Origin of the sequence: Pseudoalteromonas carrageenovora IAM 12662 (assembly GCF_900239935.1) — a bacterium.
GTDB classification, from domain to species: domain Bacteria; phylum Pseudomonadota; class Gammaproteobacteria; order Enterobacterales; family Alteromonadaceae; genus Pseudoalteromonas; species Pseudoalteromonas carrageenovora.
This window is the reverse complement of sequence record NZ_LT965928.1, coordinates 3,117,569-3,132,641: the sequence shown is the minus strand read 5'-3', so window position 1 is coordinate 3,132,641 and position 15,073 is coordinate 3,117,569. Positions and strand designations below refer to the sequence as shown.

At 39.9% G+C, this 15,073-nt stretch carries 14 protein-coding genes; 5 read left to right on the top strand and 9 right to left on the bottom strand.

Annotation, left to right across the window (positions count from 1 at the left end; genetic code table 11):
* Positions 1 to 18 precede the first annotated feature (18 nt).
* Entirely contained in the window at positions 19 to 534 is a 516-nt protein-coding gene (locus ALFOR1_RS14225; protein ID WP_104643345.1) for a hypothetical protein, read from the top strand.
* Positions 534 to 1,343 carry a bifunctional DNA-formamidopyrimidine glycosylase/DNA-(apurinic or apyrimidinic site) lyase gene (gene mutM / locus ALFOR1_RS14220; protein WP_104643344.1) on the top strand — a complete coding sequence of 270 codons (810 nt, stop codon included), beginning with the start codon at positions 534 to 536 and terminating at the stop codon, positions 1,341 to 1,343. The genes ALFOR1_RS14225 and mutM overlap by 1 nt, the downstream gene beginning before the upstream one ends.
* Before the next feature lie 291 nt (positions 1,344 to 1,634).
* Here the strand turns inward: mutM and ALFOR1_RS14215 are convergent, their stop codons facing one another.
* The 7 genes from ALFOR1_RS14215 to lptD form a co-directional block, all read right to left on the bottom strand.
* A complete protein-coding gene (locus ALFOR1_RS14215) occupies positions 1,635 to 3,650 on the bottom strand; it encodes a methyl-accepting chemotaxis protein (protein WP_104643343.1) in 2,016 nt (671 codons plus the stop codon).
* 136 nt (positions 3,651 to 3,786) lie between these two features.
* A complete protein-coding gene (locus ALFOR1_RS14210; RefSeq protein WP_104643342.1) occupies positions 3,787 to 4,605 on the bottom strand; it encodes a symmetrical bis(5'-nucleosyl)-tetraphosphatase in 819 nt (272 codons plus the stop codon).
* 8 nt (positions 4,606 to 4,613) lie between these two features.
* The gene (gene apaG / locus ALFOR1_RS14205; RefSeq protein ID WP_058549433.1) at positions 4,614 to 5,003 is read right to left on the bottom strand and encodes a Co2+/Mg2+ efflux protein ApaG; all 390 of its coding nucleotides are present in this window, start codon (positions 5,001 to 5,003) and stop codon (positions 4,614 to 4,616) included.
* Positions 4,987 to 5,793: a 16S rRNA (adenine(1518)-N(6)/adenine(1519)-N(6))-dimethyltransferase RsmA gene (gene rsmA, locus ALFOR1_RS14200; protein WP_058549434.1), complete on the bottom strand. Its 807-nt coding sequence runs from the start codon at positions 5,791 to 5,793 to the stop codon at positions 4,987 to 4,989. Before rsmA ends, apaG begins: the two co-directional genes overlap by 17 nt.
* Complete coding sequence (gene pdxA / locus ALFOR1_RS14195; RefSeq protein ID WP_058549435.1) at positions 5,790 to 6,782, bottom strand: 4-hydroxythreonine-4-phosphate dehydrogenase PdxA; 993 nt, start codon at positions 6,780 to 6,782, stop codon at positions 5,790 to 5,792. The genes rsmA and pdxA overlap by 4 nt, the downstream gene beginning before the upstream one ends.
* A gap of 2 nt (positions 6,783 to 6,784) precedes the next feature.
* Entirely contained in the window at positions 6,785 to 8,080 is a 1,296-nt protein-coding gene (surA, locus tag ALFOR1_RS14190) for a peptidylprolyl isomerase SurA (RefSeq protein WP_104643341.1), read from the bottom strand.
* 39 nt (positions 8,081 to 8,119) lie between these two features.
* A complete protein-coding gene (gene lptD, locus ALFOR1_RS14185; RefSeq protein ID WP_104643340.1) occupies positions 8,120 to 10,372 on the bottom strand; it encodes an LPS assembly protein LptD in 2,253 nt (750 codons plus the stop codon).
* A gap of 102 nt (positions 10,373 to 10,474) precedes the next feature.
* Between lptD and ALFOR1_RS14180 the strand changes: the two genes are divergently transcribed.
* From ALFOR1_RS14180 to djlA, 3 genes are read left to right on the top strand one after another with little or no spacing between them, the layout of a single operon-like run.
* Positions 10,475 to 11,476 carry an aminoglycoside phosphotransferase family protein gene (locus ALFOR1_RS14180; protein WP_104643339.1) on the top strand — a complete coding sequence of 334 codons (1,002 nt, stop codon included), beginning with the start codon at positions 10,475 to 10,477 and terminating at the stop codon, positions 11,474 to 11,476.
* Entirely contained in the window at positions 11,473 to 12,132 is a 660-nt protein-coding gene (gene murU, locus ALFOR1_RS14175) for an N-acetylmuramate alpha-1-phosphate uridylyltransferase MurU (RefSeq protein ID WP_104643338.1), read from the top strand. Before ALFOR1_RS14180 ends, murU begins: the two co-directional genes overlap by 4 nt.
* 29 nt (positions 12,133 to 12,161) lie before the next feature.
* Positions 12,162 to 13,022: a co-chaperone DjlA gene (gene djlA, locus ALFOR1_RS14170; protein WP_058549440.1), complete on the top strand. Its 861-nt coding sequence runs from the start codon at positions 12,162 to 12,164 to the stop codon at positions 13,020 to 13,022.
* Here the strand turns inward: djlA and ALFOR1_RS14165 are convergent.
* Both ALFOR1_RS14165 and rluA read right to left on the bottom strand, forming a co-directional pair.
* Positions 13,005 to 13,937 (bottom strand): DUF3530 family protein, encoded by a 933-nt coding sequence (locus ALFOR1_RS14165; RefSeq protein WP_104643337.1) that lies wholly within the window; start codon positions 13,935 to 13,937, stop codon positions 13,005 to 13,007. The genes djlA and ALFOR1_RS14165 overlap by 18 nt on opposite strands.
* A 441-nt stretch (positions 13,938 to 14,378) precedes the next feature.
* Positions 14,379 to 15,032 (bottom strand): bifunctional tRNA pseudouridine(32) synthase/23S rRNA pseudouridine(746) synthase RluA, encoded by a 654-nt coding sequence (gene rluA, locus ALFOR1_RS14160; RefSeq protein ID WP_104643336.1) that lies wholly within the window; start codon positions 15,030 to 15,032, stop codon positions 14,379 to 14,381.
* Positions 15,033 to 15,073: the final 41 nt, after the last annotated feature.

Below are 15,073 nucleotides of genomic sequence, written 5' to 3'. Positions count from 1 at the left end.
TTTACTAGGTGTATAAATATGCGACTGGGCCGTAAAGGTTGGAACAACGTTATAATTTTTTCAATGTTGATTATGATCTTCTTTTTAAATGGCTGGCATAAGCAATTTTTGGGAGGGGAGGGTAAACCAGCATTACAAGCAGTGCTTCCTGAGCAAAGTTTTGTATTAACACTTAAGTTTGTTGATCAAAAAATTGAACGTATAGGTACTAGCTGGCGTACAACACCACTACAAAAAGATGCGCCGCTTATTTGGCAGGCAACTGAGCAGCAACTTAAAGATTTAGTTAGCTATTGGCAAAACGCGCAGCTAATGGGTGTAAATGAATCAGTAGTTTTTAATCCTAATTCACCTTTATATGTTGCGACTTTTGAGCTTGCGGGCGAGAGCCTTCCTTGGGTTTACTTGCTTTATAAAGGAGCTGGGCAATATTATTTGCTAGAAAAAAATAGCCAGCGAATACTCGCTCTTGATTTAAGTACTGCACAGCAGTTGTTTCCAAGTTTTGATTTTTCACAAAGTGAGTCTAATTAATGCCTGAATTACCAGAGGTAGAAGTAAGCCGTATGGGGATCACCCCCCATATAAAAAACCAGGTTGTAACTAAGGTCAATATTTATAATGCCAGTATGCGCTGGCCTGTACCTGATGATGTTTACCAGCTAGAAGGGCTAACTGTTACTAGTATTGAGCGCCGTGCAAAATATTTATTACTGCATTGTGAGCTTGGTAGCACTATTTTACATTTAGGTATGTCGGGCAACTTACGGGTTGTAGATAAAAGCGAGCCTTTAAAAAAGCACGACCATGTAGAGTTTGTATTTGGAAATAATAAGGCGCTGCGCTTAAACGATCCACGCCGTTTTGGCTGCTGCTTATGGCAAGAGCCTGGCGAAGTACATAAGTTGCTTTCAAAGCTTGGGCCTGAGCCTCTTACTGATGATTTTTTTGCAAAGCGGGTGTACGAGCAGTCACGCAATAAAAAAGTACCTGTTAAACAGTTTATTATGGATAACGCAGTGGTTGTTGGTGTAGGAAATATTTACGCTAACGAGTCATTGTTTAAAGCAGGGATACATCCAAAACGCGAAGCTGGGAAGGTTTCTCTTAAACGCTATCAAGTGCTTATCCCAATAATAAAAGATACGCTTGCGGCTGCTATAACTCAAGGTGGTACAACCCTTAAAGATTTTGCACAAAGTGATGGTAAGCCGGGCTATTTTGCACAAGAGTTATTAGTGTATGGCCGAAAAGGAAAGCCCTGTTTAACGTGTGATAATGAGTTAGAAGAAATAAGGCTGGGGCAGCGTAGTACCGTTTTTTGTTCAAATTGCCAAAAGTAACTACTTTTACTTTTTAATGCTCTAAAGAAAACCCCCGTTAACACATAGTGCTAACGGGGTTTTTATTATCTATAAAGCGTTTTATACCAATCCGCAATAATACTTAATCATTTTGCGGGGCTAAAGGTGTCGCTACCTGCATTAAAAAATTCTCATTTACGACTGCATGGATGCAGAAGGTAGAGCAATGCAGGAGCAATCGCCGAGAACAACTAAATAGCGAATTTTTTGCCTAGCTATCAACACGCTTTTCCAGCCTCAAAATAGATCATTTAATTAAGTGAATTGATATTAAACTTTAAATTCGTCTACTGATAAACGTAGCTCTTCAGCAAGTTTTGCAACTTCAGAGCTTGAAATGTTCGTTTGGTTTGCGCCTTCAGCAGTTTGCTCTGCAATCGCTACAATTGACTCTAAACGTTCGCTAATCTCTTGAGCCACTTGTTGTTGCTCTAGTGCTGCTGTTGATATTTCTTCACTTACATCATGCGCTTGTGATACAGCAAAAGTAATTGAGTCAAGCGCGCTACTTGCTAGGTCTGTTTGTTCAACACACGATACCGCACGTTGCTTACCTTTACCCATTGCTGTTACCGCAGCCTCTGCGCCTGTTTGTAGCGATTCAATCATCGATTGTATCTCTTGGGTCGACTCTTGTGTTTTGCTTGCCAAAGAGCGCACTTCGTCTGCTACAACCGCAAAGCCTCGGCCGTATTCACCCGCACGTGCAGCTTCAATAGCGGCATTAAGTGCAAGTAAGTTAGTTTGGTCAGCAATACCGCGTATAACATCTAAAATACTACCAATTGACGCGCTATCTTGGTGTAGTTTATTTATAACTTGCGAGGCATCATCAACTTCGCGAGCTAGTTGCTCAATAGTTGCTTTATTTTGGTTTGAAATACCTTTAACGCGTTCGGCTTCTTTATCGGCATTTTTAATTTCGCTTAGCGCTTGTTGAGCACTGCCACTTACTGTTTGTGAAGTACTGCTCATTTCAGTTGTTGCTGTAGCTGCTTGTTCTACTTGTGCCTGCTGGTTGCGAATTGCTTGGCTTGATTCGGCAGTAATTGCAGAAGTTTGCTCTGATGCCGCAGCAAGTTGGGTAGAGCGAGAAATAATACCTTTAATTAAGCTACGTAGGCTGTCTATTAAGGTATTACAGCTTTTAGATAGTTCGCCAAACTCATCTTTAGCACTATCGTCTAAGCGTTGGGTCATATCGCCGCTAGCTACAGTGTCTAAAATACGGTTAACTTCAGCGAGTGGTTTAGTAATGCGGCTTACTGTAATAATAGCTATGGCAATAGCAATTAATGTAGCTATTATCATACCTACCCATGTCCACAAGTTAGCTGAGTCAACGTCGCTACGAACGCCTTGCTGTAATTTAAACGCAACATCACTGGCTTGTTTTACAAGCTCATCAATTTGGTTAAGTGCCATTCTTGTTGCTTGTTCTGATTGAGCAAGCTCGGCTTCGGTCAGTGTAATCGCATCAATTAAGCGCTTTTTATTAGCAGCTAACCCGTTGTTACCTTTTATGTTGCTCTCTAACGTATCTACATACTCTTTAAGGCTTATGTACAAGTCACTATGTGTTTGTTCTATTGCTGGTTTTATAAGAGCAAGTGTGCGGGTAACTTCATCAAGGTAATAAGTTTGCTCATTTTTAACAATATCGAGCGTACTGAGTGTTTTTACAGTTAGCATATCGGTGCTGTTACTTACTACCGACATAAAATTGTTTTCTAAATTGTTTGCAGCTTGATAAGCACGGGGGTGGTTTTGCTCAAATCCATCAATATCAATAATATCTAATACGACCGAGTTAGCGTCTTCTGCACTTAGCTCTATATTTTCAAGTTGGGCGGTTAAGGCTTTATTTAGTGCAAGCTGTTTGCTTTTATCTGTTAGTAAGTTTTCTACTGTATTTAAAAAGCTTAAGTAAGTTTTTTCTACGTTTTGGCTACTTTGATTAAGTGCGGTATCGTTTTTAACTACTTCTTGAAGTTCGCGATGTAGTGTATTAAATAGCTGCTTTTGTTCATTAACTTGTTTTTTTATTGGTTCTAATTCTTTAGCTGATGAAGTGTAAAAGCTAGCTTGAGCGGCTTTACTCATTAAAATAAACTCAGCTTGTAACTCAGAGCTTTTATTTAATGCTGGAAGTGATAGTTGATTCACTTTTTGAGTAGAGCGATCGATGTTTGCTATTTTTATTAAGGAGTTACCACCAATTATTAGTAATAAAAGGGTAATAAATATAAAACCACCCCAAATACGTTGGCTTACTGTTAGGTTCATAAATTTTCCACTCAAAAATACTTCAATTAAATCTTATCGGCGTTTGTACCAATAAGTTAAGCAATTAAAATCAATTACTTTAACTAATTTTAACTTTTAATTGATAAATCTAACAGATGTATTAGTTTATTTCAGTTTATTTAGACAAAAGGTGGGATTTTTCTACAATTAATTTTTTATTACTCAGCTCCATAAGGGTCATACTGCCCCCCCACACACAGCCAGTATCTAAGGCATGAATACATGGGTTTGCTGTTTTACCCTCAAGCGCAGCCCAGTGGCCAAAAATAATATCGTGCTTCGCATTTACTATATTTGGGTGTTTAAACCATGGCGTTAGCTCGCGACTATCAGTTATTGCACCTTTTGCATTAAGCTCTAATTGATTATTAGCAGTTAAAAAACGCATGCGAGTAAAGTAATTAACTATGTATCTAAACTTTTCAAAATCATCAAGTTCACTTGAAAATTTATCAGGATGAGGCTGATACATACGCTCAAAAAATAGTTTAGCATTACTTGATTGGTAGCAGCTTTTTGCAAATTCGGCGTACCTTAGCGCATTGCTTATTGTCCAATCAGGGTTTAACCCTGCATGAGAAATAAAACAATTATATTGTTTTAGCTCTATTGCTAATGGCTGAGTTTGTAAAAAAGAAATGTAGCGAGCTAGGTGAGGGCTTTCAAATATAGGGCCTAATTTGTCTTTAGGATTAATTGATTTGTTAAGGTAATAACAGGCAACCATGTGAAGGTCGTGATTACCTAAAGTGATAGTCATACTATCTTGGTGTTTGTAAATGTGATCTAGGCAAGCAAGAGAGTCTGGCCCTCGGGCTACAACATCGCCAACTAAATATAAGTGATCTTGGCTTGGGTTAAAATTAACGCGTTGTAAAAGGGTGTTAAATTCACTAAAACACCCTTGTAAATCACCTATTGCGTAATCGGCCATCGATACACTTAATGTAAAATGTTAGGGCAGGCCAGGCGAAACACATTAATAGGTGCCTGAAACTCAGAGCCAAACTCGTTACGTAATGTGTAATGACCCTGCATTGTACCCACTGGCGTATCTAAAATTGCACCACTGGTGTATTTATAGCTTTCGCCAGGGCCAATATCTGGCATTTCGCCTACAACACCTTCACCTTCAACTTCGACTTCTTTGCCGTTTGCATCAGTGATTAACCAATAACGGCTCAGTAGCTTGGCACTACAAAGGCTATGATTTTTAATTGTTACTGAGTAAGCAAATACGTATTTTTCAAGCTCAGGTTGAGATTGACCTTCTACGTAAAATGTTTCTACAGATACCTTTACAGGCGATCCTATATTACTGCTTGTTGTCATAAATCCAGTTAGCTATATCAATAAATTGTTGTAACGATAGGCTTTCAGCACGAAGAGTAATATCTATACCAATGCTTGTAAGCTCATCAGCTGTTAGTAAATTACCTAAACTATTTCGTAATGTTTTACGACGTTGGTTAAACGCTTCTAAGCATACTGTGTTTAAAATTTTCACGCTTTTGGCTGTACGTTGCTCTGCTTTTTTAGGGATTAAGCGAATAACTGCCGAATCAACCTTTGGAGCAGGTTTAAAGCACTCTGGCGGTACTTCAACTACAGGCATTGCATTACAGTAATACTGCGTCATAACACTTAAGCGGCCAAATGTTTTACTGCCAGGGCCAGCTACCATACGCTTAACGACTTCTTTTTGAAGCATAAAGTGCATGTGCTCAATATGATCAGCAAATTCAAAAAGGTGGAATAGCAAAGGCGTAGAAATGTTGTAAGGTAAGTTACCAAACACTTTTAATTTTTTGTCATCACGTACCAGGCTTGCAAAGTCAAACTTCATTGCATCGCCTTGGTTTACCGTTAACTTAGGACCTAAAAATGGGTGCTCAATTAAACGTTGTGCTAAATCTTTGTCTAGTTCAACAACCGTTAAATGGCCGCTTAAATCAGCCACAGGCTCAGTAATAGCGCCAAGGCCTGGGCCTATTTCTACTAAGTTGTCTTCTGGTTTAGGATCTATCGCAGTGACTATTTTATCGATGATAGATTCATCAAATAAAAAGTTTTGTCCAAAACGTTTACGGGCGCGGTGTCCTAAATGTACTTTATCGGTCATTGATTCTGTGCTTTTTCTTGGGCGAGCTTAATTGCTTCGCGGATCGCTAATTCAAAACTGCCAACATCAGCGGTTCCAGTGCCTGCTAAATCTAACGCAGTACCGTGGTCAACTGAGGTGCGGATAAATGGTAAGCCTAAGGTAATATTTACCGATTTACCAAATCCCTTGTATTTTAGCACAGGTAATCCCTGATCGTGATACATAGCAAGCACAGCATCGGCTTCAGATAGATATTTATCTTGAAATAGGGTATCGGCTGGAAGTGGGCCAATTAAGTTCATGCCTTGGCTATTGAGCAGTTCAAGCGTTGGGGTAATTGTTTCTATTTCCTCAGTGCCTAAATGTCCATCTTCACCTGCGTGTGGGTTTAAACCACACACTAAAATACGTGGTTTTTCTATACCAAACTTAGTTTGTAAGTCGTGGTTTAAAATACCTGCTACTTTAGTTAAACGCTCTGGTGTAATAGCGCGAGATACATAGGCAAGTGGAATATGAGTAGTTACAAGGGCAACACGTAATCCCTCAGTTGCTAGCATCATTACTACATCGGCAGTATTTGATTGCTGTGCAAAATATTCAGTGTGGCCACTGAACGAAATACCCGCTTTATTTATAATACCTTTGTGAACAGGACCTGTAACAACGGCGTCGAAGCTACCATCCATGTTTTTCTCGCTTGCTATGCGCAAGGTATCTAGTACGTATTGGCCGTTACCATCATCAAGTACGCCAAGTTCTACATCTACACCTAAATCAACTTGATGAATGTATAAACTGCCCGCAGGCGCTACCATTGCTGGCGCTTCTTCATCAAATTCAATTAAGTTTATTGTTAAGCCTAAATGCTCTGCACGCTCTTTTAATAGTTTGCCATCAGCAATGGCTACTAGTTGAGCGTCCCACGCTTGCTGAGCAAGCGTGAGAAGCAAATCTGGGCCAATACCGGCAGGTTCACCCGGGGTAATAGCAATTCGTAAGGTCATATTTATTGTTCTGTTGGGAAAATTTCAACGTGAGCTTGCTCGCGCATTTCTTGCTGCCAGTTGAAACTTTCTTCCTTAAATTTACGGTTAAATAACATACCGTGAGCACGGTTACGTTTAGCAAGCTCTGTTTTATCAGCTACGCGTTTTCCTAGTAGCTGAACAATGTGCCAACCAAATTGCGTTCTGAACGGTTCGCTTATTTCATCTTGCTTAAGAGAAAGTAATGTATCTTTAAACGCGGGTACGTAGGTCGTAGGATCAGTCCAGTCGTATTCACCACCTTTAAGTGCTGAGCCTGGATCTTCAGAGTATTCTTTAGCTAGCTCGCCAAAATCAGCTGTTCCTGCGCGCAAATCTTTTGCAAAACCTGCAAGCATAGAGCGTGCTTTTTCTTCGCTTAAAATAATTGATGGCTTAATAAGAATGTGACGAGAACGAACCTCTGTAGTTTCGACTACTTGTAGGCCACGTACGTCTTGTACTTTAATAATATGAAAACCAGCGCCTGAACGAAGAGGACCAACAATAGCGCCTGTTTTTTTACCTTTTACAGCTTCAGCAAAAAGCGATGGCATTTCGTTAATACCCATATAACCAAGCTGTCCACCTTCAAGTGCTTGAGAGCCGCTTGATGATGAGATTGCAATACGTTTAAATTCTTGGCCGTCGTTTAATAGCTCAATAACTTTATCTGCACGTGTTTTAGCACTCGTAATCTCTTCAGCGGTAGCATCGTTAGGGATATCAATTAAAATATGACCAATGTCGTACTCTTCAGCACTTTGACCTTGGGTTTCCATAATTTTTAAAAGGTTATCAACTTCTTGCTCACTAATATAAATACGGCGATCAACGTTGGCTCGCGTTACTTGTTGCGTGGTTATTTCTTTACGAATTTCTTCGCGGTAGCTTTGAAAGCTTTCACCAGCACCTTCAATAGTACGACGTAAATCAGCAATAGTACCGCCTTGCTCTTTAGCCATGTTGGCAAGTGTTTGATCCAGTTGGCTGTCTGAGATTTGTAGACCCATTCGCTCAGCCATTTGCATCATAAGCGCTTGGTTAACTAAACGTTCTACAGCTTGTACACGAAGGGTTTCGTCTTTTGGAAGTTGTTGCCCTTGCTCTGCTGCTTGCTTTTTAACACGATCAATAATGGTGTCTACTTCGCTTTTTAAAATTACGCCTTGGTTTACAACGCCTATAACTTTATCTATTTCTACTGGTGCAGCCATTGCACTTTGACAAAGGCTGACACTTAAAATTGCTGATGTTAATAATTTTGTTAAATTCATATTCTTTTTACTACTCTTGCTAATAGTACTGTTGTGATACTAGTTATTAAGAAAATACGGTCTACGATAGCCAAAAATACCTTGTTGTAATAATTTTTGTGCATCATAACGGCTTTTACTGCCAAGTCCTTTTAATACAAAATTCAAACTAATACCTGAATCAAAAGTTGCTTGTTCTTGCCCTATTAACTGATTTAAATCAGTTTCTATTTGGCGATGGCCAGTAATTTGGATTGCCCAACAGCATGATTCATACTGAAATCCGCTCAATACTTCGATGCTTCGATTATTTTCAAGGTCTCGGTGATAACTTGCAATGAATTGCCATTCGTCACTAATAGGAACACTTGTAAATACACCTGCTTGCTCGATTGTATTTCCTGAGACATCATTTGCATAGCGATGGTTCAATTGTACTAGCTGATTATTATCACCTTTGTAATCAAGAGTGACATTAGACTGCACCATTTGCTTGCCATCTGTATCGTACTGAATGCCACCAGCAAGATACCAGCGGCGATGCCAATGTAACATGGTTTGTGCTGCAAATAGTGCATTATAATTAGTATCGGAGTTTAAGCCTTGCTCTGTAGGCTTTGCATCGTCACTTAAATAAAAGATTTGCCCTGCACTGAAGTTAAACACTTCTTCTTGTTTTTTATCAAACAAGCGAGTTGTTGCACCTAAGGTAAATTGATTAGCTGCCGCTATTCGGTCAACACCTGAAAAACGCACGTCTCTGAATAAGCCGTAATAATCGTCTTGTAATTTGGTGGTATCAAATAAGCCTATGTCTGATTGATCTTTATTTGGGGTATATAAATACTGAATTTGTGGTTCAAGTGTTTGTATACCGTCTTCAAAAAAGTAAGACGCGTCACGCTCAAAATTAAGCTGAGAATACAAGCGTACTTTAGGAATTGTACGAGAAACTGTATCGCTATATTGCGTACCGGTTAAATTACCATTTTGCTTGTAGTTTGTTTGTAATAAGCTCACTTCAGATAAAAAAGACCACGCATGAGTTGCATAGTTATAGCGAGCTTTAGGCTCAATGTGCACGCGTGTTGCACTATCTATATCTACCTCTGAAGAGCCATTAGTAAAATGGCTAATCTCGCCTGATAGCGTAAAGTCAAAGTTGTCAAAGCGCCACGGAGCAGTTTGAGTAAAGTTAATTTGCGGTACCGCCGTGTATGATTCTAAGTGATCGCCGAGTACTTCGAAATTTTGTACTTTTATATCGGTGCGCCATGTCTCACCTAAGTGAGTAAGCGAGCCTGTACGATAAAGCTGAGTATCGGTTTTACTGGCGTAACTTGAACCTAAGTCAGTTATGTAGTTATCATCACTTACGTTAGTTACATCAACGCTCGCTCGCCAGTTTTCACCTAAGTAACTTTGCTGCTGCCAATGAAATATGTAGCGCTCTTCTAAATCAGGCTCTGAGTCATCGCTATCTAAATATTCAACACCCACTAAACCTTCATGTTGTTCAGTTAGGTATCTAAACTCAGTTTGTAATTGCAGCCCTTTATTAGACATATAGCGAGGGGTGATGGTGGCATCAAAGTTAGGCGCAATATTTAAATAATACGGTGTAACGGTTTCTACGCCGTATTTATCAGAACTTGAAATAGTAGGTGTAAGTAAGCCCGATTTACGGCGCTCATCTAATGGGAATGTGAAATATGGTAAATATAAAACAGGTGTATCTAAAATACGTAAAACTGCGTTGTAGGTTTCGCCCCAACCTTCTTCTCGTGAGAGGTTAATTTCATCGGCTTCTATTTCCCATACTGGCGTATCACTTGGGCAGGTAGTAAAGCTTGCATTCATTAGCAATAAGCCAGACTGATTAACAGTAAGTTTTTCAGCGCCGCCTTTGCCTTGTTGTTCGCTCAGGCTGTAATCGGCGCCTAACAAACTTACTTCTGAATTATTTAAATCGGCGTTTAAACCGGTGCTATTTACCTTACTAACATAATCTTGATAAGTAATTGGCCCTGTTGCATTTAGTAACCCACGCTGTTTGTCTATCAACGCAGTTTGTGCGGACAAACTCATCTTAAGGGTGTTAATATCAACATTGCCGGTAAATTCAGCGCTTTGGGTGCCAAGTAGCTCGACATCATCAGCTTGAATGTCAACTTCACCGAGGTTAAGGCCTTCAAGTGGTTGCCAAGCTCTGGTTTGCATTGAAATGCCACACAAGTTGTGTGCAAGTTCAGTTTCGGCAAGCGATGGTGCGCTAACTACGCTTAGCATCAATATGCCCCAGGTTTTGCTCATTTATTGACCTTAATGCTGTGTGATTAAATATAATCTACACATAATAAAGGAAAATAATGGCAAATACAGTAATTGACCTATAAAAATAGATATCACTATAAAATGACACGCTTTGAGAATTTACAACAATTTATAAACGTACAGCTTAATGCCAAATCGCACACTCTAAATGCCATTACGGGTGATGCGAGCTTTCGTCGTTATTACCGTCTAAATCACGATAATAAGCATTTAATAGTGATGGACTCAGATCCAAAAAAAGTAAATAACGAGCCGTATATTTCGTTAAATAAGGTGTTTACAGAGCAAGGCTTTTTGCTCCCTTCTATAATTGCAAGCGATGAGCAACAAGGCTTTTTTATATTAAGCGATTTAGGGTCTACTCACTTAGCCGATATGCTCGATGACAAAAATAAAATAGAGCATTATAAGGCATTAATCAGCTTAAATGCGCAGTGGGCAAAAACGCCATCAGCTTCAGCCATGCAAGCTTATAGCAAAGATTTCATCCAACTTGAGCTAGGCATATTTAGCCAATGGTTAGTGAGTGATTTTATAAGTGAATCACTCACTACTGAGCAAGTAGCAATGTGGCACTCAAGCTGCGAGTTACTTACAAATGCTATGCTTTTACAGCCAACCGTGACAGTTCACCGCGATTATCACAGTCGCAATATTATGTATAGCAACGGCCAGTGGGCCATTATTGATTATCAAGACGCCGTACAAGGCCCACTTTGCTATGACCTAGTATCGCTATTGCGCGATTGCTACTACAAACTACCTGAAAGTGAGTTATCAAGCTTACTTGATTTTGCTTATAAAGAATTTATCGCTCAAGGGTTAGTAAAAAATACCTCTTTTAGTGAATTTAAATATTGGTTTGATTTAACCGGTATTCAGCGCCATTTAAAAGCCGCGGGCATATTTTGTCGGCTATATTTGCGGGATTCAAAAACAGGTTATTTAGATAATATTCTACCAACACTCGATTACATTGTTGAAGTAGCCGCACATTACTCAGAGCTTAGTGATTTAAGTGAGTGGATAAAGAACACAATTGTGCTAAAAGTTACAAAGCAACTTGCTGTGGAGCGTACATGAAAGCAATGATTTTAGCTGCAGGGCGCGGCAAGCGAATGATGCCACTTACGCAAAATATGCCAAAGCCAATGTTAAAAGTGGCTGAAAAACCACTTATTGAGCATCATATAAATAATCTAAAGGCGGCGGGCATTACTGATATTGTAATAAACCTCGCGTGGCAAGGTGATAAAATAAAAGATTATTTTAAAGATGGTAGCCAATTTGGCGTATCTATCAATTATAGCCAAGAGGTTGAAGGCGGCCTTGAAACTGCTGGCGGTATTATTGAAGCGTTACCGCTGTTAGGTGATTCGTTCATTGTTATAAATGGCGATGTATATACTGATTACGATGTAAGTGCGCTTATGCAGCTACATTTACAATCAGGCGAAGCGCATATAGTACTAATAGAAAACCCGCCACATAATCTTGATGGCGATTTTACATTAAGTCATTTATCGGATGAGAGCCAAAAATATACGTTTTCAGGGATCAGTAGATACCACGCTGACTTTTTTAAAGGGTTAGCCCAAGGAGTTCGGCCTTTAGGGCCAATATTACGAGAAAAGTTAAATGAACATTTAGTCTCTACTGAGCTCTATATTGGACAATGGGATGACATTGGCACGCCAGCGCGTTTGGATGAATTAAACAAACGTTTAAAAGCGCAGTAAATATTAATTTTAAAAAGGCAGTATTATAAATGTGGGGAAAAATTCTCGGTTTTTGTTTTGGCTTTATGTTTGGCAAAATTTTTGGTGCCATATTAGGTTTATACCTAGGTCATTTATTTGATAAAAGCCTTAAAAACGATTTTGACAAAGCCGGTGGCTTTTCAAGCTTATTTAAAGGTGATGATGTACATGAACGCCAAGCATTATTTTTCTCAAGTTGCTTTGCGGTTATGGGGCACATTGCAAAATCGAATGGCCGTGTAAGCGAAGTACATATAAAAGCAGCTAATTTATTTATGGATGAAATGGGCTTAAAAGGCGATGAACGTCGCGAAGCTCAACATGCATTTCAAGCGGGTAAAGAAAGTGATTTCTCTTTAAAAGAAACCGTAAGCGATTTTAAGGAGCGCTTTACCACTCGCCACGATTTATTGCAGCTGTTTTTAGAGATACAAATTCAAATGGCGTTTTCTGATGGTGTATTAGCTGAGCAAGAAAAACAGTTATTAGCACAGGTAAGTAAGCAGTTAGGTATTTCTAAACCTCATTTTGCATTTGTTTTAAAACGTTACCAAGCTGAGTTTAATTTTAGGCAGCAACAGCAGCGTTACAAGCAACAGCAACAAGGTCAAAGTAGTAGTTACCGTGAAGGTTCTGGGCATCACGTACCGCCAGATAATAGTATGAACCGCTCACAAGCACTTGCGTTACTAGGGTTAAATAGCGACGCTACTGCGCGAGATATTAAAGTCGCATATCGAAAATTAATGGCGCAGCATCATCCTGATAAACTTGTGTCGCAAGGGTTACCAAAGCACATGATGGAAGTTGCGGTTAAAAAAAGCCAAGACATACAGGCAGCTTACGAGTACTTAAAAAAGGCGGCGTAAAAATCCGTCTATTTCTTTGCTTAAACGTGCGTGCTGCTGTGGGGCGTTTCGCATACCAAAAAGCTGGCGCTGACGGTAATCAAACTTAGCGTTTCGGTTAACCCAGCGCTTGCGGTTTTTAAGGCTAAGCAAAATGTCAGTACTGTCGTTTGTGTAGTAAATATCAAGTAACGCAGGGGCTACTAACGATGTTGCTTGGCTTAACTCTTCATTGCGTTGAGCATTCGGTAAGTAGCTGCTTAAACTAACAAAAGCATTAATTTTAGACTCTGGGAAATCTGCATAATACTCAAGTAACATGCCTGCACTCGCTCCTTGGGCTATTACAACAATATTACTGGGCTCAGCCATCGCTGTTTGATAGAGCGCTTCGTAGCGTAGTATTAGATTAGTTTTGTAGTCTTCAAGCACATCATTATTTACAGGCTCAATTGCACTAACATAGTGTGGCTCTGCGCTTTGTTTCTCAGGTTCATTAGCATCACTTTTAGACTCATCGCTGGTTGAGGTTTCTACAGCGTCAGTTGGCGTAACAGGTTTCATTTTTTTTGCTTGCCAATCTATATCTGGCACAGTCATAGCGTAGGTTGTGTAACCTAAGTTGTTAAGCTCTTTACGAAGAAAGCTCATACCTGAGTTATTCGTAGGGACTGAATGCCAATCCGGAATAAGTAAAACAACCCCTCTAAAATTGCTGCTCATATATTCGCTATAAAGGCTCAAAAATTCGGTATCGCCAGCAAGAATTGGTTTTATTTCAGCGTTGGGGAGTAGGCGTTCGATATCGCTGTTTTCAATACTTGAAAGTGCAGGAGGAGCAATATGCTCAACCGCAGTTGCAGGTAGAGCTAAAAAAACTGAGTAGCTAAACGCTAAGCAACACAAAATCTTTTTAAATAATTGCAAAAAAACCATAACACACTCAACTAATAGTCATTAGTTAAGTATCGGCCTAGTTAACTAAAAGTTTAATAATTTAGTTAGGGCGTGTTGATCTTTGATGGTTAAATTTACAGCAGTATGTTTGGTTTTTAGGCAAGGCAGAGCCTATGAAGTGTGGTTACTCCCCATAAATAGGCGATAACGCAGCATAAATGCCAAACATGCGCTGCCCTTCGGGTTCTGCCTAGGGGCGATAAACTCTTTGTTGCCTACATGGATGTAGGTAAGGGGCGTGAGCAGGACGCGGAAGCTTTACTCGGTTTTTACTTATTCTTACATGGATGTAAGCCAGTAGGGTAACGCAGGAGCAGTTACCGAGCCACTAGGTTACAAACCTCGCGCCGCGATTTAATCGCCCCTAGATTGAACAAATTTCAATCCGCAAAGATCAACACGCCCTGGTCATTGAGCTTATTAAAATTCAGGCTCAACTTCAAAAGTAAGTACTTGCTCAGTAACTGGGTGCTTTAATGTAAGCATTTGTGCATGCAATTGTAAGCGAGGTGCAGCAGCGAGTGCATCTTTATGGGCGTATAACCTATCACCTAAAATAGGGTGGCCAAGGCTTAACATATGCACACGCAATTGATGCGAACGCCCTGTTATTGGAGTGAGCTCTACGCGGGTAGCATTAGCTTCGCGCGTGAGTATTTTATAATGTGTAAGCGAAGGTTTACCTCTTTCATGGTCAACCATTTGTTTAGGGCGATTAGGCCAGTCGCAAATAAGCGGTAAATCTACTGAACCGTTAGGGTGTTCAAGCAGTCCGTAGACGCGTGCAATGTAACGTTTTGCGGTTTCGCGTTCTTGAAACTGCATACTTAAATGCCTATGCGCCGCCTTATTCATTGCCAAACACAATATACCTGAGGTAGCCATATCTAAACGATGAACTATTTTAGCTGTTGGAAAAACGCGATTAACGCGGTTAATTAAACTATCGGCATGTTTTGGATCTTTACCCGGAACCGTTAATAACTCACTTGGCTTATTAACAATGAGTAAGTCGTCATCTTGATAGAGTATGGTTAAATACGGACTCATTGGGGGATTGTAATTAACTAACACGGCCGACCTCAGTAATTTTGCAGGGCGCTATTTTAGGGGAG